The organism is Acinetobacter sp. WC-141 (genome assembly GCF_000313935.1).
In the GTDB taxonomy this organism is placed as follows: domain Bacteria; phylum Pseudomonadota; class Gammaproteobacteria; order Pseudomonadales; family Moraxellaceae; genus Acinetobacter.
The window spans coordinates 76,012-100,212 of sequence record NZ_AMSS01000027.1 but is presented as its reverse complement, the minus strand read 5'-3'; the positions used below and the strand labels follow the sequence as shown (position 1 = coordinate 100,212).

Sequence of the window (24,201 nt, the reverse complement as noted above, 5' to 3'; positions counted from 1 at the left end):
GCCCATAATTTTTAAAAATAATGTTTTTTGCAATATTTTTTATAGATGTAAACAGTGGTCAGATTCTGTAGATGAGAAAGTTTTTTGGTTACTTTTTTCAAAAAAAGTAACAGAATTAGCTGATTGCTTTAAATTTAAAGGTAGGAGTCCATCATGCTAATCCTTTCACTTTATATTACTTTAACTTAAATAAAGTCGGCTCTGCTGCTAATTTATCTGCCAAATATTGAATCAACACACTCAATTTAGGCGGGACATGCCGTGTCGGTGGGTAAAGTAACCACAACCCACCACTATAATAGGTTTTAAAATACCAATCTGGTAAAACCTGAACTAATGTGCCTTGTTGTAGAGCATGGCGTGCAACGAAGTATGGCAGGCTCGCAATACCTAAATGCTGTAATGCAGCACTCAAACGCACACCCGTATGGTTTGCTGCATAACGGCCACGCACAGCCACACTTATCGATTTATTTCCTTGCTGAAATTTCCATTTTGAGTCACTGGCTTGTTCGCCCAAGTAAATACATTCATGCTGCTTTAAATCATGAGGATGGCTTGGTGTGCCATGCTTTGCTAAATATTCAGGTGTAGCACAAACCAAGTGATCAATATCAATGAGCTTTCGGCCCATCAGACCACCCGGTGGTTGCTCTGTAATTCGAAGCGCTAGATCAACTCCATCATCAATGAGATCTACATAGCGATCTTCTAAAAGCATTTGTATATCAATTTTCGGGTAGCGTTCTAAAAACTCGGGTAAATGTGGGTGAATCATAAAATGCCCCACAGCTTTTGGAACACTCATACGAATAATACCTTCTGGCTCGACATGAAATTGCCCTGAACTTTCCATGACTGCTTGTGCCGCATTTACCATATCTACACAACGTTGATAAACCTGTTGTCCACTTTCACTTAAACGAAGCTTTCGTGTTGTGCGATAGAGTAATCGTGTTCCTAAAGCACGTTCTAATCGAGCAATTGCGCGGCTTACCGCAGAAGGTGTTGTACCAAGCTGCCTTGCAGTTTCGGAAAAACTTTCCGACTCGACCACCTTAACGAAAGTCGCCATTTCATTTAACAGAACCAGACTTTGATTTGTGCTCATGAGGCAAAAGTTATTTGGATTTTGATTGGATTATCGCGTCTAAAAAATCGCAATACAATCTTTTAGGTGATTTTCAGGAAAATAAATTGTTATGTGGCAGTTATATGGACATGAGTTTTTAACGCTAGCTCTTATTCACTTTATGGCGGTGATTTTACCGGGACCAGATTTTGTGATTACGGTCAGACAAAGTGTACGTTATGGCTACTTAATTGGATGTCTAACCGCAATTGGTATTGGGGTGGGAATTTCAGTACATGTGTTTTATACACTTGTTGGTATTGGCTTTTTGATTCAACAAAGTGAATGGCTCATGTCACTGATCAGAACAGCGGGAGCAGCTTACTTAGTGTATTTAGGATGGCAGTGTTTACGTAGCCAGCCGAATACAAATCTTGAGATCAATAACCAAACTGATAGTGATGCTCCAAGTTTGTTTAAAGCTTTTACGATGGGTTTTCTTACCAATGCGTTAAATCCCAAAGCTACTATCTTTTTTCTGGCAATTTTTACGACGATTGTAAGTACCACCACACCAATGAAAGTTCAGGTTTTTTATGGAGTATGGATGTGTATGGTTAATGCCATCTGGTTTATGGTGGTGAGTGTACTGTTTGCACAGCCTATTGTACGTACAAGATTTTTGGAGTTTGGGGTTTATTTTGAGAGGGTGATGGGAGTGTTATTAATTGGAATTGCATTGAGATTGATTTGGGGATTGTTTGTTTAAGTTAGTTTTCTTTATAAATGGATGGACTGTCGCGACGGAGTCTTACCGTTTATACGTCATAATAAAGTAGCTAATTCTGTTACTTTTTTTGGAAAAAGTAACCAAAAAACTTTGTCATCTACAGAACCTGTTCGCTGTTTTCATCTATCAGGAAATGTTGCGAAAACATTATTTTTATAAATTATGGGCAGGCTGTAGATGACTCTTAGCTCGAGCCGAAGGCTAACCTAGAAATCGAATTTCAAATAACAAGACTCCGCCGTGATAACCACTAATAATTTTTAGCTCAACCTAAAGTCATCTGCGAACTATTGCATAGCACGACAGAGTATTATCGCTTAAATTTTTAATTCCTTCAGTCGCCTTCGGCTGGACTTACTTTGGTTTCGCTCTGAGAAGCGTCTAAAGCTTCGTAAGAGCAAAAGCATTGTCATCTGCAAAACCTGTCGACTTATTTCATTTAACTAGTATTTCACAGAAACAGAATCTTTTTGATGCTACGCAGGTTGCAGACGACTTTTGCTTGAGTAAATGTAGTGCTAGGACTATTTGAGTTTTAATAGTTTCCTCATTGAAAAATTGAATTTTAATGATGGCAAATTAATTATAAAAAAGACCGCTCGAAAGCAGTCTTTTCTACAAATAGATTTAATTGCTACGCCTATTACGCGTTAATTGATGTAACACCGATACTAATAAGTCAATTTCTTCAGTCGTATTATAAAAAGCCAAAGACGGACGCACGGTCTGTTCTACACCAAAACGACGTAAAATTGGCTGTGCACAGTGGTGGCCAGAACGTACGGCAATACCATGTTGATTTAAAGCTTTGCCCACTTGTTCAGTTGAATAGCCTTGTAAGGTAAAGGACATAACACTGGCTTTGTGATGTGCGGTTCCGATCAGACGTAAACCTGACACACTACTCAGCGCATTTTGACCATATTCGAGTAGATCATGTTCATAGCGAGCAATGTTATGAATACCTAGACTTTCGACATATTCAAGCGCAGCACCTAAACCAACAGCATCGGCAATATTTCCAGTTCCAGCTTCAAACTTGTTTGGTGCAGGTTGGTAAACTACTTGTTCGAAGGTAACATCCTGAATCATGTTACCACCGCCTTCCCAAACCGGCATGCTTTCTAGCAATTCTGGTTTTGCATAGACTGCGCCAATGCCCGTTGGCCCAAACACTTTATGTCCAGAGAATACAAAAAAGTCTGCATCAAGGGCTTGTACATCGGTAGGGATGTGCGAAACAGATTGAGCACCGTCAACTAAAACGCGTACACCTTTGGCATGCGCAATTTTAATGACTTCAGCAACAGGTGTAACTGTGCCTAAAGCATTCGAAACCTGAGTAATCGACAGCAGTTTAGTGCGCTCATTAATCAGTTTTGGCAACTCTTCTAAAATAATCTGACCCGTGTCATCCACAGGAATGACTCGTAATTTCGCTCCAGTTTTTTTAGTGAGTTGATACCAAGGCACAATATTGGCATGGTGTTCTAAGTGAGAAACGATAATTTCATCACCTTCACCAATATTTTGCTCACCCCATGTTTTTGCAATCAAGTTAATGGCTTCGGTTGTTCCTCGAACAAAGATAATCTCTTTAGAAGAGGGTGCACCAATAAATCGGGCAACTACATTTCTTGCATGCTCATAGGCATCGGTTGCACGAGCCGCTAACTCATGGGCAGCACGGTGAATATTTGAGTTTTCATGCTGATAAAAATAAGCAATCCGATCAATCACGCGCTGTGGTTTTTGTGTGGTCGCAGCATTATCCAACCAGACTAGAGGGCGGCCATTGACGCGTTCCTGTAAAATTGGAAAATCGCGACGTATAGCATGTACATCGAGTGGTTGAGCACTGCTTGCTACAAAAGTGGGTTGCGATGGTTGATAGTGACTATAACTTTGTCCACTTTGAGGCAAGTCTAAAAAATAAAATGCAGAGCTTGCCGAACTTTGGGGAGGCGTGTTTGTTGCAAAACGATCTTCCGTCAGCAATGATTTCAGCTGGTCACCATGTGGTAACTGAAAAGACTGCGCAACAGAATAATTGTCTTCAACACCTTTAACAGATGGCTCTGCTGCATTTGGAGCAGAAAAATCATTTAAAAAATAATAAGGTGATTCACCTGCACCAGTGGGTAAGTTTGGTTCAATGCGCGGCACATTGGGTTCACTATGAGCAGCTTGTGGCAAATGTGGCTCAAATGATGGGCGTGGCAAATTAGCTCCACCAACCAAAGGCGCAGACGCTACAATTCGGCGTTCAGGGTAGTCTGGCAAATTTGGAATATGCTCAGGAAATTCCGGATTGAGACTTTTCTGAAAGGCGATATTGGGCGCACGACTACTGAGTGCAGAAAATGGTTCACCCGGTTGTGGTGGGTGCGGTGGCGCTCCGACAGGTAAGTCCAAGTTAAGGCCCGATAGAGAAGATGAACTGCTTGAGCTTGGTAATGCTGAAAAAAACTCATTAGCAAGTCGAGCAATGGTGGACTCATCAGGGAAGTTGGCTGGTGGGTTAACACCAACCACTTCAGGCCCTGTTGGACTACCTTGCAGATTATTTGTAGGTAACTGGGTAGTCATGATATTTGTCCACCTCCACATCATCTAATACTGCCAATGCATCATCAGTGAGTACTGCAAGTGAGCAATATAACGAGATTAGATACGACGCAATCGCGTTACGGTTGATTCCCATAAAACGTACTGAAAGCCCCGGTGACTGTTCACCAGCAAGACCTGGTTGGAACAACCCAACAATGCCTTGACGCTTTTCACCAACACGAAGCAGCAAGATTTTAGTTTTGCCATCTTCTACAGGAATTTTATTTGATGGAATGAGCGGAATACCGCGCCATGTAATGAATTGCGAACCAAATAAGCTAACCGTTGGAGGTGGCACACCACGGCGTGTACATTCACGGCCAAATGCTGCAATTGCATCAGGGTGCGCGAGGAAAAATCCCGGTTCTTTCCAGACTTTACGTAGCAAATCATCAAAGTCATCTGGGGTAGGTGGGCCATTTAAGGTCGAAATACGTTGGTCATCTGTCACACTTGCCAATAAACCATATTCAGGGTTATTGATAAGCTCACTTTCTTGACGTTCTTTAATGGTTTCAATGGTTAAGCGAAGCTGTTCTTTAATTTGGTCATGGGGGCTGCTGTAAAGGTCGGCAACACGTGTATGTATATCTAAAACAGTAGATACACCATTTAAAAAGTATTCGCGTGGCTCTGGGTCATAATCAACAAAAGTCTGAGGTAAAGTTGCTTCATCACGTTGTGTACAAGCGACTTGAATATCATCGGTATTATTTACACGGTTTAGGCGATAAATACCTGCTTCAACAGGGAGCCATTGAAGTAAATGAGTCAGCCATCGGGGAGTAATCGTAGAAAGTTGGGGAGCTGTCTTGGTTGCATTGGCCAGTTGGCGAGCCGCGTGATCCCCAAGTGCAAGTTGGGCTTTGTCTGTATTTTTCGCCATGAATCATTTTTCCTTATTACATTGGCTTTTTGAAAATAAAAATTCTAGGATTTATGTAAGCTAGAATTAGTTCTGGTTTTAAAATAAAAGAGCGTTATAAATTTTTAAAATAAGAATCTTATTAATTAAGAAATCTATTTTTAAAATAAAAATATATTTAAATTAGAAATAAGTATTTAATTAATTTGCTAAGTTCTTAGTATTTATTTATCTCCTTATTAATTTATTTAATATATATAGTTCTTAACCGGGAATATGATTTTTTTGATAGGACTCATTTGGCGACTGTAAAATCTGGCTCCCCGCGGCAACACTATGTGTAAGCCAGACATTACCCCCAATAATGGAACCTCGGCCAATGGTAATACGGCCTAAAATAGTGGCGCCTGCGTAGATCACGACGTCATCTTCAACAATCGGATGGCGTATATAGTCTTTTTTCAAAGCACCATCATCATTGGTTTCAAAGCGTTTTGCTCCAAGGGTCACGGCCTGATAAATACGAACACGTTCCCCAATAACGCTAGTTTCACCAATCACCACACCAGTCCCATGATCAATAAAAAATCCTTTGCCAATTTGCGCACCCGGATGAATATCAATACCCGTTGCAGAATGCGCTAACTCAGAAATAATGCGCGACAATAAAGGCACTTGAGCATAGAGTTGATGCGCAATTCGGTGATGAATAATCGCAAATATGCCCGGATAGCAGAGTAATACTTCATCGACACTATGTGCTGCTGGATCACCTTCATAGGCTGCACGCACATCGCCGTCTAAAAGACGTCGTATAGAGGGCAATGTGTTGGCAAAATCCTGCACAATAGTTTGAGCAAGTTCCTGTGGTGATTGCACTGTGTTCGAATGACCTAAATGTCGTTTTGCCTCATAATTTAAAGCCAGTTGTACTTGAGTATGTAATGCAGTGAGAACCCGATTTAAAGTATAGGCAATATAAGAATCTTCAGTTTCTTGGCGTAAGTCAGCAGGGCCTAAACGCATTGGAAATAAAATGCCACAAAGGTCATCTAAGATGGCTTTTAGTGCCTCTTTAGATGGAAGTTCGCGGCCCCCAAATTCTTTGATTCTATGCTGTTGCTGACGCCAGTCATGCCTTGCTTGTTGTAAGCCCTGTACAACAGCATTAATGTTCCATTGAGTCACAAGCTTTCCTTGATTCACTGAAAATTTATTGAAGTTTTAGTCTTGTTGCCAAGGGAGATGATGAATCCGCCAGCCGTTTTTTTGATTACGCTGCTGCTGATCATCTAAGTCGCCTTCAAAGCCTTCAAGAACGTTATAAATGTGCTCAAAACCAGCATTAAATGCGGCTTCGGCTGCTTGTGCTGAACGGTTGCCACTACGGCATAACAAAAGAATGGTTTTATCTTTACCAACTTTTGATTCAAGTTCTTTTAAAAAGCGTGGATTACGGTTAAATGACGTGCCTGTTGCCCAAGCCACATGAATACTTTCAGGAACATAACCTACAAATTTACGTTCTTCATTGGTGCGTACGTCAACTAAAACAGCTTCTCCTTGTTGTACGAGTTGCCATGCGTCAACAGGTGATAAACTGCCACTAAAATTTAGTTCGTGTTCTTGTGCGTATTGCTGTGCTTTAGCAAGAATATCTTCGGCTGAAAAGGATGTATTTGAACCATTTGAGATAAAACTTTGCGGAGTTTCAGTATTTAATTTAGCGTTCATTGAATATATCCTTATCTTTGATTCAGATTGTTAAGGTTCAATTTACGCGGTTTTAAATATAAGCAGAAATAATGAATATCTATTTATATATCTATTTTTAATAAAATGGATTTAAATGATTTTGGGAATGAATTTTTAAAATGGTTGAATATTATTATATTGTTTTAATCTATAGTTATTATAAATTTTAAATTCATTATTTTAATAAAAAGCCCGCTAAGAGGGCGGGCAAAATATTTTAAAGGACAATCAAACTTTATCTTGCGTTTTGGTCTCAAAGTCGTTGGCATCATGGCGCTCATGTAACTGCGTTTCTAAATCGCCAAAAGTACGGTTGACCATACGACCACGTTGAACCGCAGGGCGCGCTAAAATCGCATCTGCCCAGCGCTGAACATTTTTATATTGGTCGACACCTAAAAACTCCGCGCCGTTATAGACCCAGTTTTTAACCAGACCACCATACCAAGGGAATGCAGCAATATCAGCGATGCTATATTCAGAACCTGCCAAATATTCATGCTTTGCTAGATGCTGATCTAACACATCAAGTAATCGTTTTGTTTCCATGGCAAAGCGATTAATTGCATATTCAATTTTAACCGGTGCGTAGGCATAAAAATGCCCAAAGCCGCCACCTAAGTAAGGCGCGCTGCCCATTTGCCAGAATAACCAATTAAGACATTCAGTACGTGCAGCAATATCAGTCGGAATGAATGCTTTAAACTTTTCAGCCAAGTAAAGCAAAATTGAGCCAGATTCAAATACTCTTAACGGCGGGTTTTGGCTGTGGTCAACCAATGCTGGAATTTTTGAGTTTGGATTAGCTTCTACAAAACCACTGCCAAATTGCTGACCTTCACCAATTTTAATCAGCCAAGCATCATATTCAGCATCTTGATGTCCCAATGCTAAAAGCTCTTCCAGCATAATGGTGACTTTCTGTCCATTAGGAGTTGCTAAAGAATAGAGCTGGAGCGGGTGTTTCCCGACAGGAAGCGTATGTTCGTAACGCGCACCTGAAGTAGGTTGGTTTAAATCGGTTTTTTCTCCAGTCCATTGCCAAACTTTTGGAGGAATATAATTTGAATCACTCATTTTTTTATCTCATGTTTGGTTGAAATATAAGGGCTTAGTTATGTCTTAAGGCAAGCCATTTTTGTACTGTTGGGCGTTGCCACTGTTGTAATGCATAATTTTTTAGGCGCTCTGGCACAGCATCACCATTTTGAATAAGGCGTTGTAACATCAGCGCGAGTTCAGCATCTACAATGCTCCATGAACCAAAAAGAAATTCGGCATGAGGCGCTAGAAGTTTTTCTGCAACAAAGAAAAGTTTCTCGGCTGCTTTTTGACCTTCTTCTGAAAGTGGAGTGGACTTGGGCTGAATAAAAATAACATCGGTTGGACGTTCAGTTCTTAAAGCCACTAAATCTGATCTGAGCCATGCCTGAATTTGTCTAGCTCTTGCACGTGCCTGAATATCTTTTGGATAAATAGATGTGTCTGGATAGAGGTCTTCAAGATACTCCAAAATAGCAGACGATTCTGATAGGGCAAAATCGTTATGTTCAAGTACAGGCACTTTGGCTGTTAATGACTTTTCTACGTAAGATTTTTCAAATTGGCCTTGCTGACCTAAGTTGATGGTTGCTATTTCAAATGGGATTTGTTTTTCATGTAACCCTACAAAAACTGTAAACGCATAGGGGCTTAGAAATTGTGAATCTGTGTACAGCTTAAAATGTTCATTATTCATTGTTATTGTCCATGTCATAAAACAGATGGGTCTAGTCTAAGTGAGCTGATCCAAGATTGGGTAACTTTTTTGTGGAAAAGCTTTATCGGTTTTGAATCATACTATTTCAGTGCTTGAAATCACGGTTTAATGTGCAGAAAATGTTGACGGACAATGCTGAGCCAAGCTTGTACTGCGGGTGAAACAGGAAGGTTCTTTTTCCAAGCCATGACTAAGTGCCACTGAATATTTGGCTTTTCAAGCGGCACTGCGGCAAATAAAGTCGGGTCAAGCATGTCAGTATAGTATTGTGGCAAGAGGGCAATTCCCATACGTTGTAGCACCATGTCTGCCAAAAGGTGCCATTGGCTGGTCCGGCAAGCAATGGTTGGGTAAAAACCATGCTGCTTACAGGCATCAAGAATAATACTATTTAAAGAGAAGTTTTCAGGAAACATCAAAAACGATTGATGTTGTAGTTCTTCTAGGTTTAATTTTTTACGGCTTGCCCAAGTCGCATCACGACGTAAAAGAACCATTAATGGGTAATTACATAGCTCAATGCTATTGAAAATTTGCTCATTAAAAGGCTGCAATAAAACGCCCACATCTAGCTCGTTATTCAGCAACGCTTGTTCAATACCACGTGAACCCACTTCCATGAAAGCCAATTCAATATCAGGCCACTGTTGGTGATAATCAAAAAGGGCAGTCGTTAGAAGCTGCGAACCTAAAGGCGGAACGCCAAGTTTTAAAGTCCCTGTTTTTAATTGTTGATAGTTTTCAATTTCAAGAAAGATGTTCTGTTCTGCCTGAAGAAGCTCAATTGCATGTTGATAAATGCGCTCTCCAATTTCAGTTAGTTCAATTTGTCTTTTTCGTCCATGATCAGGTTTAACCAAAAGTTGTACCTGAAGTTGCTCTTCAAGCTGCTGTAATATTTTACTAATAGTGGGTTGAGTCAGATACAACTCTTCAGCAGTACGGGTAAAACTTTTAGTTTTTACCAATGTAACGAAGCACTGTAGTGATTTTAGAGAAAGCATAATAAAGAATAGATTATTCCATTTTGGAATAATATTAACATGAATAATTCATATTTAGCAGCTTTAACCAAGATAGCATAATGGTGTAGTTAACCATTTAATTTCGCAAAATGAGTACTGAATCTGCTTCTGGATCACCCACACAACCTTCATTTTTAGCATTAGTTAAACAAATTTTGATTTTGGCTGGTTTTTGGTGGGTCGGATATCTCTTACATCAAAAACTAGGTGTACCTGTGTCCGCAGGTATTTTAGGTATGTTTTTATTACTTCTATGCCTGTTCTTTAAAATTATCAAAATGGATCAGGTAGCAATGGGAGCAACAGTTGTTTTAGGTGAGCTATTACTGTTTTTTGTGCCCGTGGTGGTCGCCGTCGTTCAATATAAAACTTTATTTATGACCGAAGGCTGGCAAATTGTCTTGAGCATTGCAGTTGGGACCATTTCGGTCATGCTCAGTACGTGCCTGACGATTCACTATTACAATCGTTTGAAAGCTTATTTACAGGTTCGAAAACGTCTTCAACATAAGCATATCTAAAGAGCAAACGACATGAATATCTGGTCAATTCTTTGTCTGATCTGGACTTTGGCAGCCTATATTGTGGCAAAGCGGATCTATCAGAAAAATCCAAAACTTTGGTTGTCACCCGCGATTAGTGTGCCTGTACTCACCATCATTTTGATGACGATTTTTGGAATTTCATACCAAACTTATTCAGAAGATACGCAGTGGATTGTTAATTTATTAGGGCCTGCAACGGTTGCGTTTGCTGTACCGATTTATCGTTATCGGGAAACGATTCGTAAAAACCTTGGAGTCCTTTCAATTGCGATTATTGTGGGGATGAGTGTAGGTGTGATGTCAGCCTATGAGATGGCTCAGTGGTTCCACTTTAGCCCAGAAGTGACCAACAGTTTAATGGCACGTTCTATTTCAACACCTTTTGCCATGATTTTAGCCGAAGATATTCATGGTTCGGCAGCATTGGTTTCACTATTTACCGTTATTACTGGTTTGGTCGGTATGATTTGCGGCGATGCGATTTTAGCGATTACTAAAATCCGTTCTAACGTAGCAAATGGGGCGGCCTTTGGTAATGCAGCCCACGGTTTTGGTACAGTTAGAGCACAGCAGCGCAATAGTGAAGAAGGGGTAATTGCCAGTTTAACCATGGTTATTGCTGGTATTTTAATGGTACTGATTGGACCATTTGCGATTCATCTATGGTTGCTGTTGTAGATTTTATCTAACTTGATTTGTCATGTTGTTGAATAATTCTTGATAATTTTTTTATGGCTTGTTTCATTAGTTCAGGTTCAAAATCGCCTAAGCCAACAATTAACCCCGAACGTTGTTGCTCTTTTGAAAATGTCGGTGAAATTGCTTTAATGGCAATGCCTGCATCGACTGCTGAGCTTGCAACGTCAATGTCATTAATATGATGAGCAAGCCATAACACCATATGCATGCCTTGATCGCCCGGCTGTAACCAAGCCAGTTCTTGAGGTATGTATTTTTCAATCAAGCCAATAATGTATTCTCGAACTTCTGCATAGACATTTCGAGTTCGTCGAATATGCCGCTCTAAATAACCTTCTTGAATAAAAGCAGCTAAAACATGCTGGTCGGCAGCAGGTGGGTTTCGATCAATTAATACTCTAAGCCCACAAAAAGGTGCCACCAATTCTTTAGGCAATACTGCATAGCCAAGTCTAAGTGATGGAAATAGGACTTTACTGAAAGTCCCAAGATAAATGACTTGGTCGGGCGCCATACCTTGTAAAGATGGGAAGGGCTGACCGTTATAACGGAGTTCACTGTCATAGTCATCTTCAATGATCCATGCATTTTGCTGTTTTGCCCAAGCCAATAAAGCCGTACGTCTTGCTAGACTCATCGGCATGCCAAGTGGATATTGGTGAGACGGTGTCACAAAAGCAGCACGTGCATGTTTAGAAAGTTTAATTCCGGTTTCAACCTGAATACCTTCTTCATCAACAGGAACACGCACCATCCGAATGTTTTGTACAGCATGCTCAAAAATGGCTGTTGTACCCCGATAAGCTGGATCTTCAATCCAAACTTCATCTTTTGCTTCAAATAAAATCTGGCTACAAATATAAAGTGATTGCTGAATACCGGGAGTAATCACAATTTGGTCAGGTTCACAGTGGACAGAGCGGGATCGACGTACATAGTCGGCTATAGCAATTCTTAGTGATAGCACGCCTTGAGGTTCACCATAACCCGAAGGAGCACCAGCACCTCGTGATCTAAATTTATTACCAAACTTACGCCAGATGTCGCTCGGTTGGGTGCGGGCAATGGGAACAGACACTGCAAAAGGGGCATGAGGAAGCGGTTTAAACTCTTTAAGCACTTGAGCATAGGAGAGTGCCGACTTCGTCAAAGGGGTTGAGTTAGGTGTGGTCTCTTTTTGAGAATGTTGTGGTGTAGTTTTTTTAGCTAAAGCATGAGACACATAGGTGCCCGTTCGTGGTTGAGAGTCAAAAACACCTTCGGCTAAAAGCTGATCGTAAGCTTCGATAATCGTTCCGCGAGCGACCCCAAGTGTTTGAGCCAGTTCTCGTGAAGAAGGCAACGGATCGCCAGGCTGTAAATCACCACTTTGTACAGCTTCACGCAAAGCTTGGGTCAGTTGAGCACTTATCTTTCCTTGGCTTTTATTAATCTTTGCAATCGACGGAAGTTCAACAACTTTTGCCATTCTTGCCATAATTCTGGTCTACTTAAAAAAATACAAAGTGGTTCTTTTTAATAAACCACAGAAACCAGAAAATTTACAACACAAAATATAAATAACCCTGATATTTACAGTGAGGTTTTGAGCCATGTATATCCCCGATGATTATGCAGAAAACCGTTTGGATGTATTGCATTCTCTTATTACCGAATATCCGTTTGGTGTGCTTTTTACGCATGGAAGTAATGGCTTAGATGCAAACCATCTTCCATTCGAATTACAGGCAAACGAAGGGGAATTTGGTGTACTACGTGCGCATGTGTCTAGAGTTAATCCTGTCTGGCAGGATATTAAAAATGGAGATGAGGTACTCGTCGTGTTTCAAGCAGGCGATGCTTATATTTCACCAAACTGGTACCCATCCAAACATGAACAGCACAGACAAGTGCCGACATGGAACTATAGGGTTGTGCATGCTTATGGCAAAGTGACCATTCGAGATGATGAACGTTACGTCCGTGGTGTTGTGGCTCGTTTAACTCGTACCCATGAAGCATCTCAACCTGAACCATGGAAAATGTCCGATGCACCAAAGGACTATCTTGAACCGATGTTAAAAGCCATTGTCGGTATCGAAATTGAAATTACCCAGCTTCAAGGAAAATCAAAACTTGGGCAAAACAAAGAACGTCGAGACATTTTAGGCGCGGCAGATGGGCTATCGAAATCTGGTCATCAAACCATAGCGAATGCCATGTACAGTGTGGCTGAGTTAAATAAATAATTTTGAAAATATAAAACTTTAATATCAATTAAGGAGATAAAGATGTCTTTGACTACACCTGTTGAGTTAGTGGGTGAACACGTTATTTTAAAACCGCTAGATGTAACTCAAGCTGACTCACTGGCAGAGGCCGTTTGCGATGGGGAACTCTATAATCTTTGGTATACCCGTGTGCCAAGACCTGAACAGATGACTGCTGAAATTGAAAGACGTCTTGATTTGCAAAAATCTGGTTCTATGCTGCCATTTTATATTGAAGACCGAAAAACGGGGCGAGCGTTGGGCATGACAACTTTAATGCATATTGAAGAAGCCCATCGCCGTGTAGAAATTGGTTCGACGTGGTACAGAAAATCTGCACAGCGTACGCCTGTAAATACTGAATGTAAAAAATTATTGTTGGCTCATGCATTTGAGACTTTAGACTGCATTGCAGTTGAGTTACGTACATCTTCTTTAAACGTTCAAAGCCAAGCTGCAATTGCTCGTTTAGGGGCAAAGCTGGATGGTGTGCTCAGAAGCCATCAAATTGTGAAAGATGATATTTTACGCGACACCCATGTTTATAGCATTTTAAAACATGAGTGGCCTGCGGTTCGCCAAAATCTGGAATGGTTATTGAGTAAACCGCGTTAAAAAGATTTAAACAAACTGCTTTTCTCTTTTTTGGCTTAGCCAGAAGAGAGAAGCTGCGGCAATCATTAACCTGAGGTTAATGAGCGCTGATGGAGGTTGATTGATCGAAAGTCCATAAAGCGTTTTTATAGATTCAGAACAAAACTGCGATCTATAGGTAAACACATGGAAGGCTCAGTTCAGAATAAAGAACGGTTATGGACAAAGCGGCGTCATGCCAAACAACTAAAACTAGAGATGGCAAACCAATATACCGATGGTGTGGTGATTCCCACTCAAGACATTATTAAAGTTTTGGAAACCTTAATTACACCGGGTGACAAAGTTGTACTCGAAGGGAATAACCAAAAGCAAGCAGATTTTTTATCACGCTCTTTGGCACAAACCAATCCAGATGTTTTACACGATTTACATATGATCATGCCAAGCGTTGGGCGTTCGGAACATCTTGATCTATTTGAAAAAGGTATTGCGCGTAAGCTCGATTTTTCTTTTGCTGGCCCACAAAGTTTACGTATTAGCCAGTTAATTGAAGATGGACTGCTAGAGATTGGTGCCATTCATACCTATATCGAACTATATTCACGTTTAGTAGTCGACCTCATTCCAAATGTGGTGCTCTCAGCTGGTTTTATGGCCGACCGTCAAGGCAATATCTATACAGGCCCAAGTACCGAAGATTCTCCTGCGCTCATTGAACCTGCGGCTTTTAGCGATGGTATCGTGATTGTTCAGGTGAATGAACTGGTCGATGACGTTTCAGATTTACCGCGTGTCGATATTCCTGCTTCTTGGGTGGATTATGTGGTGGTTGCAGACCAGCCATTTTATATCGAACCGTTATTTACTCGAGACCCGAAACACATTAAGCCTGTGCACATACTAATGGCGATGATGGCAATTCGCGGAATTTATGAAAAGCATAATGTGCAATCGTTAAACCATGGTATTGGTTTTAACACTGCGGCAATTGAACTGATTTTACCGACCTATGGTGAGTCTTTAGGTTTAAAAGGAAAAATTTGCCGAAACTGGACACTAAATCCGCATCCCACCCTAATTCCAGCGATTGAAACAGGTTGGGTTGAAAGCGTGCATTGTTTTGGTACCGAACTCGGCATGGAAAAATATGTTGCAGCTCGTCCTGATGTTTTCTTTACAGGTCGTGATGGCGCTTTACGTTCCAACCGTATGATGTGTCAGCTGGCAGGTCAGTACGCCGTTGATTTGTTTATTGGCGCAACTTTGCAAGTTGATGGCATGGGCCATTCTTCGACTGTCACCAAAGGTCGTTTAGCTGGTTTCGGTGGTGCACCAAATATGGGGCATGATCCACGCGGACGTCGTCACGATACGCCAGCATGGCTGGATATGCGTTTGCAAGGTGCCAATGAAACAGAAACCTATTTGGCACGTGGTAAAAAGTTAGTTGTGCAAATGGTGGAAACCTTCCAAGAGGGTGGCAAGCCGACTTTTGTAGAGCGTCTTGATGCCATTGATGTGGCTAAAACAGCAGGCCTACCTTTAGCACCAATTATGATTTATGGCGATGATGTCACTCACTTACTGACCGAAGAAGGCATTGCTTATTTATATAAAGCAAGCAGCCAAGAAGAGCGTCAAGCCATGATTGCTGCTGTGGCAGGTGTGACCAGTATTGGTTTAACTCAAGACCCTAAAACAACAGCGCGCTTGAGACGTGAAGGTCTGGTGGTATTCCCTGAAGATTTAGGTATTCGCCGTACCGATGCCACACGTGAACTTTTAGCTGCAAAAAATATTGCCGACTTGGTGACATGGTCTGATGGTTTATATCAACCCCCTGCAAAATTTAGGAGTTGGTAATGATGGCACAAGTTCAATATCAAACGCTCAGCGATAGTCAGCTTTTGGCAGATATGGCAGTCGAAGCGTTAATTGATGAAGTTAATCTGACACCGAAACCAGCTTTGGTCGATCGCCGTGGCAGTGGTGCACACAATGACCTGACTTTAGAGTTAATGGAGCGCTCTGCGAAAAGTTTAGGGCCTATGTTTGATGCGATGGCGCAAGCTGCAAAACATCATGGAAAAGTCTGTTTAGCTTTGCGTGAAGACATTGGAGAAATCGGTCGCCAAGGTGAAAAGACCATGATGTTGGCAACAGATGGTGTCAACACACACCGCGGTGCAATTTGGGCCTTGGGTTTAATGGTTACCGCAGCAGCATTAGCGCACACGAATCAACAGTACTTTTCTGCTGTTGAGCTATGCCAGTTAGCAGGCCAGATTGCTCAGCTTGAAGATCGCTTTATTCCAAAGCAGGGTTTGAGTCATGGTCAGCAAGTACAAAAGAAATTAGGCATCTTAGGTGCTAAAGAACAGGCTCAACAAGGTTTTCCAACCATCGTAAATTTTGGCTTAAAGCAGCTTTACCAAAGTCGTAGTAAACCTATGAAAGAAGAGTTCGCACGTTTAGATGCCTTGCTTGCCATGATGACGGATCTAACCGATACCTGTGTGCTTTATCGATCTGGAACAAATGGTTTAAAGCGTATGCAACAAGGTGCTCAGCAAGTACTCGATTTGGGCGGTAGCTCAAGCTTGGAAGGTCGACGTGCTTTGCATCTTTTAGAGATTGACCTGCTTCGGATGAAAGCTTCAGCTGGTGGTGCCGCAGATTTGTTGGCAGCAACCTTGTTTATAGATCGTGCTGAGCATTCATCTTTAAAAAATAAAAAGGGATTTTGATTATGGAAACACTTCATTTTGAATTTGTGGCGACAAAGCCACCTGTAAAAAAAGCACTAGTAGGATGTGTTGGCTCGGGTGATTTAGAAATTTTGATGGAACCCGGTGAAAAGGGAAAGACCTCTATTCAGGTAGTGACTTCGGTAGATGGCAGTGCAGCACGTTGGCACAATCTTTTTGAACGGATTTTTACTGCGCAAATACTGCCAGCGGTCAATATTGATATTCATGACTTTGGTGCAACTCCCGGTGTCGTTCGCTTACGTCTGGAACAAGCATTGGAGGAGATTGCTCATGACTGATATTCAGAGTTTGTTAAATAAACAAGATTTTATTGAACTCAGCGCAAGAGAACGTGCCAAAGCGCTATTAGATGAAGGGACTTTTCGAGAGTTGCTCGACCCATTTGCTCGTGTTATGTCGCCTTGGTTGGCTCAGCAAAATATTGTGCCGCAAGCCGATGATGGTGTAGTGATTGCAAAAGGATCTATTCAAGAACGCCCAGTGGTTCTAATTTCTATTGAAGGCTTATTTCAAGGCGGAAGTTTAGGCGAGGTAGGCGGAGCTAAAATTGCGGGTGCCTTAGAACTTGCAGTTGAAGACAATCTGAAAGGTATTCCGACAGCGGCAATTTTACTATTAGAGACGGGCGGAGTTCGCTTACAAGAAGCAAATCTGGGTTTGGCTGCAATCGCTGAAATTCAGGCTGCAATTGTGAACTTACGTCAGTATCAACCTGTGATTGCAGTCATTGCAGGCAGTGTAGGGTGCTTTGGCGGTATGTCAATTGCGGCTGGCCTATGTAGCTATATTGTAATGACACAAGAAGGACGTTTAGGTTTAAATGGCCCGCAAGTGATTGAACAAGAAGCTGGTGTACAAGAATATAACGCCAAAGATCGTCCATTTATATGGAGTATTACGGGTGGTAATCAGCGTTTCGCTAGTGGTTTGGCAGATGCTTATGTAGACGATGATCGCGAGAAAATTCGTCAGCAAGTCATCGATTATTTAACTCAAGGCGTGCCTCAGCAGTATCGTAGTTCAAATTACTCATTCTATTTAGAAAAGCTACAACAAGTCGATACTGCTGAGCAGATTACCCCAGCACAGGTTCAAGCTTTGTATCAAGGAGAGCAAGCATGAATATCGCCGTTGATACATTAAAAGCATCTACTCGTGGTGCACATTGGTTTAAAGCACTCACGCAAGGCTTTAAGACAGTTGAAGGTTTTCCAGCTTCGGTTTGGGTGGCTGATGGTCAAATTGATCAGCAAGTGATACGTGTGATTGCAGTTGTCCAAGACAGTAATAATTTGTTCCCACGCGCGAGACAAGGTGAAGTTGGAGTCTTGGAAGGCTGGAGTTTGGCAAAAGCAGTTGATGACGTGATTCAAGCCGATGTTCATTCAGAAACTAAACGCGGCATTTTATGCTTGGTTGATGTGCCAAGTCAGGCCTATGGGCGCCGTGAAGAATTATTAGGTATTCATCAAGCTTTAGCGGGTGCAGTAGATAGCTATGCTAGAGCCAGATTGGCAGGCCATCCTGTTGTCAGTTTATTGGTTGGTAAGTCGATGTCGGGTGCTTTCTTGGCGCATGGATACCAAGCCAATCGTATTATTGCCTTAAAAGATTCAGGTGTTATGGTGCATGCGATGGGTAAGGAATCTGCTGCACGCGTTACCTTACGGTCGGTTGATGAGTTAGAGCAATTGGCCTCAAGCATTCCGCCAATGGCTTATGACATTGAAAATTATGCAACACTTGGTTTGTTATCTGAACTGTTATCTGTTGAAAACCCTGAACAACCGACAAACGATGATCTTTTGTTAGCGAAGCAGATGATTGCTCAAGCGTTTAAAGAAATTAATGCTGATCAATCTAGAGGATTGGAACAAAGACTTCACGGCCAAAACCGTCAAATGTCTAAAAAAGTCCGTGAATTATTGCGTGAGCAATGGTTATGAAACTTAAGCTCGAAGCCCATGATTTACTGTGGGGCATGACGGTCGATTGTTTAGCCGATGATGCTCCACTTTGGGTGAAACAAGTATTGCAACGAGGTGATCCTGTTGTGGTTCGACGGGCAATTACTCCTGGAAATCAGGTGGCTGTGGGTGTAAGAGGGCAATTTCGCTATCAACGATATGCAGCTCAAATGCCACGGTCTGCAATTAGCAGACAGCTTAAACCTGAAGCATTGACTCATGTTGATGTAGATACGCAGCAGTTTGAGCACTTGGCAGAACGTTTACAGACCATTTCCAGCATCATGAAAAATTTTTCAGGATGCTGGGGATATACAGGAAGTTTCGGGTTTGAGCTGGCAACGGGCATTAAAACAGTAACTCAGCAAAGTGACATAGATTTGTTGATTCGAGCTGAACAACCTTTTGCCAAAAAACAGGCAATTGAGTTACTCGAAAATTTTCAGCAAGTAGGGCTGAATGTGGATATACAGCTTCAACTACCACAAGGTGGTTTGGCGTTAAAAGAATGGGCAAGGAATAGCGGAAAAGTTCTATTAAAACGTTCCGATGGTGCTGTCTTATTAGAAAACCCATGGAATTAGGGAATAGATATCATGGCTTCAATTTGGGTATATCCAGGACAAGGTGTGCAACGAAGCAATATGTTGCACGACTTACCTCAAACCGCACTGGTTAAAGAATACCTTGAGCGTGCATCGGATACACTCAAAGAAGATGTCTTGATGCTAGATAGTCCGGCTGCATTGCAATCGACACGTGCAGTACAGCTTTGTTTACTGATTTCAGGTGTGGTGAGTTCAGCCTTATTAACAGCGGAAAACTTAACACCAGATTATGTAGCAGGTTTATCAATTGGTGCATGGTCGGCTGCGGTTGCAGCAGGAGTTTTAGCCTTTGAGGATGCCGTTCGTTTAGTTGCCTATCGAGGTGAACTTATGCAAAACGCCTATCCAACTGGCTATGGTATGACTGCTCTGATTGGTACAGACCGTGCAGCTGTTGAAACATGGGTCAAACAGATTTATGGAATAACGCCAGAGGTGTTTGTCGCAAATATTAATGCACATAACCAGATCGTTATTTCAGGAAGCTTTGAAGCCATGAACCAAGTTGCTGTTTTGGCAAAGCAACAAGGCGTGGTAGCAAAAAAATTAGATGTATCGGTGCCATCGCACTGTGAACTATTAAGTCAGCAAGCAAAGCAACTTGCAGCGGCTATGGAGGGAGTCACTTTAAAGCAGCCTAAAATACGTTATTTAAGTGGTACAACGGCTCGTACACTTGGTAAGCCAGAACAGATTGGTAATGACTTGGCTTTTAATATGAGTAGAACTGTAGATTGGGAAAGTACCATCCAAGCTGCATGGGAGCGAGGTGTGAGGTTACAGATCGAAGCTTTGCCGGGAACGGTGCTTACTACACTTGCACGCCGAACATTTAAAGAAGGAACCGTGTTGTCATTTCAAGGGACACGCATAGACACTATTCAGATGGCAATGCAAAAAGAACAGGCAAATAGTTTTTCTTTTTGAGTCAGATTTTACAAAAGCATAAATGATCCAAGGATATGAGGGATTGTCATGATTATATATGGAGTTGGTTTGCTCGCACTTTGCACCTTGGTGGGTGTTATTGTTGGCGATTTGTTGGGCGTTTTATTGGGTGTAAAGTCCAATGTTGGTGGCGTGGGTATCGCCATGATTTTACTCATTTGCATACGGTTATGGATGGAAAAACGTGGTGTTATGACAGTTGAAACCGAAAAAGGCGTTTCATTCTGGGGCACCATGTACATTCCTGTTGTTGTTGCTATGGCTGCACAACAAAATGTGGTTACAGCATTATCTAGTGGACATATGGCACTTTTTGCGGCGGTAGTTTCAGTTATCGTTTGTACACTCACCATTGCGGGCTTAAGTCGTTACAACAAAGCAAGCCCTTTACCGAAGGAAGAAGACACCACATTAAACCGCATTGGAGGCAAAGTTCATGGTTGAATTATTATTAAAAGACTTAACCCATTTAGGTTTAATTACAGCTTTCGCCTTAATTGCTTTAATTATGTGGTTGTCGACCAAGCTATCTAAATATTTAACCAATGGACGAGTGCATGCTTCAGCAATTGCGATTGTGATTGGTTTAATCTTGGCATGGTTTGGCGGAAAAATGACGGGTGGTGAAAAAGGCATAACCGATCTTGCACTCTTTACAGGTGTTGGGCTGATGGGCGGTGCAATGCTTCGTGACTTTACCATTGTCGCAACTGCATTTGAGGTACAAGCCACTGAAGCGAAAAAAGCTGGGTTTATTGGCGCATTCTCTTTATTTCTCGGAACCATTTTGCCATTTATTGTCGGTTGTATGTTTGCGTGGATTTTTGGCTATCGTGATGCGGTGAGTATTACCACAATTGGTGCGGGTGCAGTGACCTACATTGTGGGACCAGTGACGGGAGCTGCAATTGGTGCGAGTTCTGAGGTCATGGCGCTGTCAATTGCAACGGGGCTGGTGAAAGCAATTTGTGTAATGGTTTCAACACCACTTACCGCAAAATTTATGGGATTAGACAATCCACGTTCTGCCATGATTTTTGGTGGCTTGGCAGGAACTGTAAGTGGTGTGTCGGCTGGTTTAGCAGCGACAGATCGTCGTTTAGTTCCTTATGGTGCGCTTACAGCAACGTTTCATACGGGTCTTGGCTGTTTAATGGGACCAACTGTTTTATTCTTCGCGGTTAAAGCTTTGGTAGGCTGATACGTATTTTAGTGCTCAAACAAAAGGGCTGTTGTTAACTAATACAACGGCCCTTATTTTTATCTTTTAAAATTAGAGGCAAACATACGGCACTCGGCAATTAAGGCCAATAAGTTAGGGTCTCGTTCTTTGCTTTTTAGAAAGACCAAACCGATTTCTTGCTGCATATGATATTGCTGTTTTAGTGGAATAAGTTTTACTGAACTTTCATAAACAGCAGAAATACGACCGGGTAGTAGAGCAAAACCGACACCTGAGCTGACCATACTAATTAAGGTAAAAATATCATTGACCTGTAAAGCAACTTTTGGTGAAAAACCTGCTTTTTTAAAAATAATGTCACTGTCGTTATGAGTTGCAAAACCCTTAGTTAAAGTTAAAAAAGTTTCTTCTTTTAAAAGGCTTAAATCAATGTCTTTAAAATCTGCATATTTTGAATCTTTATTGACGGCCAAAAAAATGTCATCTGAAAACATCGGCAAAATTTCAAAGTCATCATCTTGAGTGGTTTCATTTAACGCTACGATAATGGCATCCAGCTCCGTAGCTTTCAGCTTTTTCACTAAGTCCTGATTCGAACTCAGCAACAGTTGAATATCAAGCTCACTGCGTCTGAGTTTAAGACCGCTAATCACATTTGGAATCGTATTTACCGTCAAAGAATAAAGAGACCCTAAATGTAAAACCTTGGCTGCAAAGCCAGCGGCTTCTCTGGTTTTATTTACGGTAATAAAAATGTCTTGTACGATTTTTTGTGCACGTTCTTCAAATACATAAGCACTTTTTAAAGGAATGAGATTGCGTCCTTCATTTTTAAAAAGAGGACAACGTAAAGCACTCTCTAAAGAATGCAGAGCTTTATGAACACTCACATTACTAAGATCCATTTCTGTGGCTGTTTTAGACAAATTTCCGCAGCGCATAAAAGCCAAAAAAATCTGTATTTTTTTAAGGGTGAGTTCTTCATCAATTTCCATATTAATCCTTTGAACCTATTTCCCTTAAAACTATAGATTTGAGTTATAAAGTTACCACAAAATAAAGTCTATAAAATTGTGCTTAGGTCGAAGCATTTCTTTAGAGACTTGCTTCAACTCTTTGTTGAATAGTTTTAATCACTTGATCTAATGCGCTTTGAATTTTAGTGTTCCATTCAAAAGAGCAATTGATTCTCAAATAATGCTGCTGTGCAGGTAAAACACTAAAAAGAGGACTTGGTGCAACGCCAATGTCTTGCTTAATCAACGCTTCATAAACTTGCATACTGTCTAATGTGCTGGGAAGTTTGACCCATAGAAAATAGCCACTTGGGTAGTAATACACTTCGCAAGAGCTCGGTAAGTGCTGCTTTAAGTAGTGATAAAACTGCTTTTTATAACGTTCAAGGGAAAGCCTAAGTATACGCAAGTGCTTTTCATAATGATGATGAGACAAAAACTCAACCAATGCATTTTGAATGAGTGCATTGACTGAAATGGTACTCATGAGCTGTAAGTGTTGAATATGGTCTGAAAATTTACCAGCATAGACCCAACCGACCCGAAAACCTGCACCTAATGTTTTAGAAAAAGACGAGCAGTGCAGTACCAGATTTTGCTGGTCAAAATACTTCATTGAAAGTGGTTTTTGGCCGCCATAAAAAAGCTCTTCATAGACATCATCTTCAATCAAATAAATTTGGTGTTCGTGAAGTAACTTGGCAATTTTATATTTAATGTTATCACTAACAGTAAAACCAATCGGGTTATGGGCATTCAGCATGAGCCAACACACCTTGATAGGATAGGTTTGAATGACCTGTTCGAAAGCATCTAGATCAAAACCATGTTGAGGATGTTCAGGAATAGTAATTACTTTAAGACCTAAACGCTCGGCGGCTTGCCAAGCACCATAAAATACGTTTTGCTGTAATAAAATATAATCGCCCGGTTGAGCAACTGCTTGTAAAGAAAGGTTCAGTGCATCTAATCCGCCAGATGTAATGACAATGTCATCTGGGTCGGTCTGTATGCCTTGCATACAGTAGCGCTGAGCAATCAGTTTTCTTAACGCTAAATTACCCGGAGGTAGGCTTGTGGTTTGATCGTAGCTTTGTCTTTGACGTGCAAGCTGTCCCATAATTTGGATGAGTTTGGGTGCTGTTAAAAGCTGACTATCTGGAAAAGCTGAACCAAAAGGTATGACAGATTCATGTTGAATCGATTTGAGATATTTAAAAACTAAAGAATTAATTTCAATTTTAGAGTTAAGTGAAACAACCGAATACTGTTCTAAAGGTTTAAGAGCAATTTGCTCGGCAACGAAATAACCCGATTTTTCTTTTGAATAAATGAGCCCTTGAGATTCAAGTTCTTGGTAAGCATTCATGACAGTCATTAAGCTAAAACCAGAACGTTGTACCTGATCTCTTAAAGACGGGAGTTTCTCATGCGCATTTAAATTTCCGCTCTCAATGAGTTGGCGAATACTATGGGCAAGTTGTTCAGATTTATACATGTGTTGGCTGCCAAAAATGACAAAATAAAAGAAGCGCTTACTCAATAATAAATGCCGTTTGCAGAATCTACAAACGGCATTTGTTTAGAACGATAGATTTACTTTAAGTACGGGGCGGCATAAATCAATATCACTTTAAACAAACCAGCAATCACAGCTAAGGCTAAAAAACCGCCAAGCCATAAGAGAATAAACCATTGAGTTTGATTAAGTTTAACTGATGACTTTTTCATAAAACCCTCCA

Annotated in this window: 26 protein-coding genes; 14 read left to right on the top strand and 12 right to left on the bottom strand. The window is 41.2% G+C overall.

Annotation, left to right across the window (positions count from 1 at the left end):
• Positions 1-175: 175 nt before the first annotated feature.
• On the bottom strand, positions 176-1,111 hold the full coding sequence (locus ACINWC141_RS04435) for a LysR family transcriptional regulator (RefSeq protein WP_009388191.1): 936 nt from the start codon (positions 1,109-1,111) through the stop codon (positions 176-178).
• Between the two features lie 91 nt (positions 1,112-1,202).
• On the opposite strand from ACINWC141_RS04435, the gene ACINWC141_RS04430 reads away from it, so the two are divergent.
• Positions 1,203-1,841: a LysE family translocator gene (locus tag ACINWC141_RS04430; RefSeq protein ID WP_009388196.1), complete on the top strand. Its 639-nt coding sequence runs from the start codon at positions 1,203-1,205 to the stop codon at positions 1,839-1,841.
• Between the two features lie 648 nt (positions 1,842-2,489).
• On the opposite strand, the gene ACINWC141_RS04425 is transcribed toward ACINWC141_RS04430, so the two are convergent.
• The 7 genes from ACINWC141_RS04425 to ACINWC141_RS04395 all read right to left on the bottom strand — a co-directional run bounded on the left by ACINWC141_RS04425 (position 2,490) and on the right by ACINWC141_RS04395 (position 9,855).
• Positions 2,490-4,451, bottom strand: a complete 1,962-nt coding sequence (locus tag ACINWC141_RS04425; RefSeq protein ID WP_009388320.1) for a family 2A encapsulin nanocompartment cargo protein cysteine desulfurase — start codon at positions 4,449-4,451, stop codon at positions 2,490-2,492.
• Positions 4,426-5,358 (bottom strand): family 2A encapsulin nanocompartment shell protein, encoded by a 933-nt coding sequence (locus ACINWC141_RS04420; RefSeq protein ID WP_009388198.1) that lies wholly within the window; start codon positions 5,356-5,358, stop codon positions 4,426-4,428. Before ACINWC141_RS04420 ends, ACINWC141_RS04425 begins: the two co-directional genes overlap by 26 nt.
• A gap of 243 nt (positions 5,359-5,601) precedes the next feature.
• Positions 5,602-6,543: a serine O-acetyltransferase EpsC gene (gene epsC, locus ACINWC141_RS04415; RefSeq protein ID WP_081400013.1), complete on the bottom strand. Its 942-nt coding sequence runs from the start codon at positions 6,541-6,543 to the stop codon at positions 5,602-5,604.
• A gap of 18 nt (positions 6,544-6,561) precedes the next feature.
• Positions 6,562-7,071 carry a rhodanese-like domain-containing protein gene (locus ACINWC141_RS04410; RefSeq protein ID WP_009388195.1) on the bottom strand — a complete coding sequence of 170 codons (510 nt, stop codon included), beginning with the start codon at positions 7,069-7,071 and terminating at the stop codon, positions 6,562-6,564.
• A gap of 249 nt (positions 7,072-7,320) precedes the next feature.
• The gene (gene yghU, locus ACINWC141_RS04405; protein ID WP_009388185.1) at positions 7,321-8,169 is read right to left on the bottom strand and encodes a glutathione-dependent disulfide-bond oxidoreductase; all 849 of its coding nucleotides are present in this window, start codon (positions 8,167-8,169) and stop codon (positions 7,321-7,323) included.
• A 34-nt stretch (positions 8,170-8,203) separates the two neighbouring features.
• Positions 8,204-8,830: a glutathione transferase gene (gene yfcF, locus ACINWC141_RS04400; protein ID WP_009388229.1), complete on the bottom strand. Its 627-nt coding sequence runs from the start codon at positions 8,828-8,830 to the stop codon at positions 8,204-8,206.
• Between the two features lie 119 nt (positions 8,831-8,949).
• Positions 8,950-9,855: a LysR family transcriptional regulator gene (locus ACINWC141_RS04395; protein ID WP_009388310.1), complete on the bottom strand. Its 906-nt coding sequence runs from the start codon at positions 9,853-9,855 to the stop codon at positions 8,950-8,952.
• A gap of 110 nt (positions 9,856-9,965) precedes the next feature.
• On the opposite strand from ACINWC141_RS04395, the gene ACINWC141_RS04390 reads away from it, so the two are divergent.
• A complete protein-coding gene (locus tag ACINWC141_RS04390) occupies positions 9,966-10,397 on the top strand; it encodes a CidA/LrgA family protein (protein WP_009388209.1) in 432 nt (143 codons plus the stop codon).
• A 12-nt stretch (positions 10,398-10,409) separates the two neighbouring features.
• The gene (locus ACINWC141_RS04385) at positions 10,410-11,099 is read left to right on the top strand and encodes an LrgB family protein (RefSeq protein WP_002114481.1); all 690 of its coding nucleotides are present in this window, start codon (positions 10,410-10,412) and stop codon (positions 11,097-11,099) included.
• 7 nt (positions 11,100-11,106) lie between these two features.
• On the opposite strand, the gene pdxR is transcribed toward ACINWC141_RS04385, so the two are convergent.
• A complete protein-coding gene (gene pdxR, locus ACINWC141_RS04380; RefSeq protein ID WP_034677621.1) occupies positions 11,107-12,597 on the bottom strand; it encodes a MocR-like pyridoxine biosynthesis transcription factor PdxR in 1,491 nt (496 codons plus the stop codon).
• A 115-nt stretch (positions 12,598-12,712) separates the two neighbouring features.
• Between pdxR and ACINWC141_RS04375 the strand changes: the two genes are divergently transcribed.
• The 11 genes from ACINWC141_RS04375 (at position 12,713) to madM (ending at position 21,461) form a co-directional block, all read left to right on the top strand.
• Positions 12,713-13,348, top strand: coding sequence for an FMN-binding negative transcriptional regulator (locus tag ACINWC141_RS04375; protein WP_009388202.1), 636 nt, complete (start codon positions 12,713-12,715; stop codon positions 13,346-13,348).
• A gap of 42 nt (positions 13,349-13,390) precedes the next feature.
• Positions 13,391-13,984 carry a GNAT family N-acetyltransferase gene (locus tag ACINWC141_RS04370; protein ID WP_009388298.1) on the top strand — a complete coding sequence of 198 codons (594 nt, stop codon included), beginning with the start codon at positions 13,391-13,393 and terminating at the stop codon, positions 13,982-13,984.
• 165 nt (positions 13,985-14,149) lie between these two features.
• Positions 14,150-15,829, top strand: a complete 1,680-nt coding sequence (mdcA, locus tag ACINWC141_RS04365) for a malonate decarboxylase subunit alpha (protein ID WP_009388306.1) — start codon at positions 14,150-14,152, stop codon at positions 15,827-15,829.
• Complete coding sequence (locus tag ACINWC141_RS04360) at positions 15,829-16,713, top strand: triphosphoribosyl-dephospho-CoA synthase (RefSeq protein ID WP_009388249.1); 885 nt, start codon at positions 15,829-15,831, stop codon at positions 16,711-16,713. Before mdcA ends, ACINWC141_RS04360 begins: the two co-directional genes overlap by 1 nt.
• A 2-nt stretch (positions 16,714-16,715) precedes the next feature.
• Positions 16,716-17,015: a malonate decarboxylase subunit delta gene (locus ACINWC141_RS04355; protein ID WP_009388203.1), complete on the top strand. Its 300-nt coding sequence runs from the start codon at positions 16,716-16,718 to the stop codon at positions 17,013-17,015.
• Entirely contained in the window at positions 17,008-17,859 is an 852-nt protein-coding gene (locus ACINWC141_RS04350) for a biotin-independent malonate decarboxylase subunit beta (RefSeq protein WP_009388257.1), read from the top strand. Before ACINWC141_RS04355 ends, ACINWC141_RS04350 begins: the two co-directional genes overlap by 8 nt.
• On the top strand, positions 17,856-18,683 hold the full coding sequence (gene mdcE / locus ACINWC141_RS04345) for a biotin-independent malonate decarboxylase subunit gamma (protein ID WP_009388316.1): 828 nt from the start codon (positions 17,856-17,858) through the stop codon (positions 18,681-18,683). Before ACINWC141_RS04350 ends, mdcE begins: the two co-directional genes overlap by 4 nt.
• Positions 18,674-19,288 (top strand): malonate decarboxylase holo-ACP synthase, encoded by a 615-nt coding sequence (locus ACINWC141_RS04340; RefSeq protein ID WP_034677619.1) that lies wholly within the window; start codon positions 18,674-18,676, stop codon positions 19,286-19,288. Before mdcE ends, ACINWC141_RS04340 begins: the two co-directional genes overlap by 10 nt.
• 12 nt (positions 19,289-19,300) lie before the next feature.
• On the top strand, positions 19,301-20,239 hold the full coding sequence (gene mdcH, locus ACINWC141_RS04335) for a malonate decarboxylase subunit epsilon (protein WP_009388296.1): 939 nt from the start codon (positions 19,301-19,303) through the stop codon (positions 20,237-20,239).
• 48 nt (positions 20,240-20,287) lie between these two features.
• Positions 20,288-20,704 (top strand): malonate transporter subunit MadL, encoded by a 417-nt coding sequence (madL, locus tag ACINWC141_RS04330; protein ID WP_005132242.1) that lies wholly within the window; start codon positions 20,288-20,290, stop codon positions 20,702-20,704.
• Positions 20,697-21,461, top strand: a complete 765-nt coding sequence (gene madM, locus ACINWC141_RS04325; protein WP_009388184.1) for a malonate transporter subunit MadM — start codon at positions 20,697-20,699, stop codon at positions 21,459-21,461. The genes madL and madM overlap by 8 nt, the downstream gene beginning before the upstream one ends.
• A gap of 59 nt (positions 21,462-21,520) precedes the next feature.
• Here the strand turns inward: madM and ACINWC141_RS04320 are convergent, their stop codons facing one another.
• From ACINWC141_RS04320 to ACINWC141_RS19325, 3 genes are all read right to left on the bottom strand, one after another.
• A complete protein-coding gene (locus tag ACINWC141_RS04320) occupies positions 21,521-22,438 on the bottom strand; it encodes a LysR family transcriptional regulator (RefSeq protein ID WP_009388322.1) in 918 nt (305 codons plus the stop codon).
• Between the two features lie 100 nt (positions 22,439-22,538).
• A complete protein-coding gene (locus tag ACINWC141_RS04315; RefSeq protein ID WP_009388311.1) occupies positions 22,539-23,957 on the bottom strand; it encodes an aminotransferase-like domain-containing protein in 1,419 nt (472 codons plus the stop codon).
• A 98-nt stretch (positions 23,958-24,055) separates the two neighbouring features.
• Complete coding sequence (locus ACINWC141_RS19325; protein ID WP_000749813.1) at positions 24,056-24,190, bottom strand: hypothetical protein; 135 nt, start codon at positions 24,188-24,190, stop codon at positions 24,056-24,058.
• Positions 24,191-24,201 lie beyond the last annotated feature (11 nt).

Coding starts and splice junctions, on each gene's coding strand:
- ACINWC141_RS04430 (WP_009388196.1), top strand. CDS start 1,203: ATGTGGCAGTTATATGGACATGAGTTTTTAACGCTAGCTCTTATTCAC.
- ACINWC141_RS04420 (WP_009388198.1), bottom strand. CDS start 5,358: ATGGCGAAAAATACAGACAAAGCCCAACTTGCACTTGGGGATCACGCG.
- ACINWC141_RS04360 (WP_009388249.1), top strand. CDS start 15,829: ATGATGGCACAAGTTCAATATCAAACGCTCAGCGATAGTCAGCTTTTG.
- ACINWC141_RS04370 (WP_009388298.1), top strand. CDS start 13,391: ATGTCTTTGACTACACCTGTTGAGTTAGTGGGTGAACACGTTATTTTA.
- ACINWC141_RS19325 (WP_000749813.1), bottom strand. CDS start 24,190: ATGAAAAAGTCATCAGTTAAACTTAATCAAACTCAATGGTTTATTCTC.
- ACINWC141_RS04320 (WP_009388322.1), bottom strand. CDS start 22,438: ATGGAAATTGATGAAGAACTCACCCTTAAAAAAATACAGATTTTTTTG.
- ACINWC141_RS04385 (WP_002114481.1), top strand. CDS start 10,410: ATGAATATCTGGTCAATTCTTTGTCTGATCTGGACTTTGGCAGCCTAT.
- ACINWC141_RS04315 (WP_009388311.1), bottom strand. CDS start 23,957: ATGTATAAATCTGAACAACTTGCCCATAGTATTCGCCAACTCATTGAG.
- ACINWC141_RS04435 (WP_009388191.1), bottom strand. CDS start 1,111: ATGAGCACAAATCAAAGTCTGGTTCTGTTAAATGAAATGGCGACTTTC.
- mdcA (WP_009388306.1), top strand. CDS start 14,150: ATGGAAGGCTCAGTTCAGAATAAAGAACGGTTATGGACAAAGCGGCGT.
- yghU (WP_009388185.1), bottom strand. CDS start 8,169: ATGAGTGATTCAAATTATATTCCTCCAAAAGTTTGGCAATGGACTGGA.
- madM (WP_009388184.1), top strand. CDS start 20,697: ATGGTTGAATTATTATTAAAAGACTTAACCCATTTAGGTTTAATTACA.
- ACINWC141_RS04425 (WP_009388320.1), bottom strand. CDS start 4,451: ATGACTACCCAGTTACCTACAAATAATCTGCAAGGTAGTCCAACAGGG.
- ACINWC141_RS04410 (WP_009388195.1), bottom strand. CDS start 7,071: ATGAACGCTAAATTAAATACTGAAACTCCGCAAAGTTTTATCTCAAAT.
- ACINWC141_RS04350 (WP_009388257.1), top strand. CDS start 17,008: ATGACTGATATTCAGAGTTTGTTAAATAAACAAGATTTTATTGAACTC.
- mdcE (WP_009388316.1), top strand. CDS start 17,856: ATGAATATCGCCGTTGATACATTAAAAGCATCTACTCGTGGTGCACAT.
- ACINWC141_RS04355 (WP_009388203.1), top strand. CDS start 16,716: ATGGAAACACTTCATTTTGAATTTGTGGCGACAAAGCCACCTGTAAAA.
- yfcF (WP_009388229.1), bottom strand. CDS start 8,830: ATGAATAATGAACATTTTAAGCTGTACACAGATTCACAATTTCTAAGC.
- madL (WP_005132242.1), top strand. CDS start 20,288: ATGATTATATATGGAGTTGGTTTGCTCGCACTTTGCACCTTGGTGGGT.
- ACINWC141_RS04340 (WP_034677619.1), top strand. CDS start 18,674: ATGGTTATGAAACTTAAGCTCGAAGCCCATGATTTACTGTGGGGCATG.
- mdcH (WP_009388296.1), top strand. CDS start 19,301: ATGGCTTCAATTTGGGTATATCCAGGACAAGGTGTGCAACGAAGCAAT.
- ACINWC141_RS04375 (WP_009388202.1), top strand. CDS start 12,713: ATGTATATCCCCGATGATTATGCAGAAAACCGTTTGGATGTATTGCAT.
- ACINWC141_RS04395 (WP_009388310.1), bottom strand. CDS start 9,855: ATGCTTTCTCTAAAATCACTACAGTGCTTCGTTACATTGGTAAAAACT.
- ACINWC141_RS04390 (WP_009388209.1), top strand. CDS start 9,966: ATGAGTACTGAATCTGCTTCTGGATCACCCACACAACCTTCATTTTTA.
- pdxR (WP_034677621.1), bottom strand. CDS start 12,597: ATGGCAAGAATGGCAAAAGTTGTTGAACTTCCGTCGATTGCAAAGATT.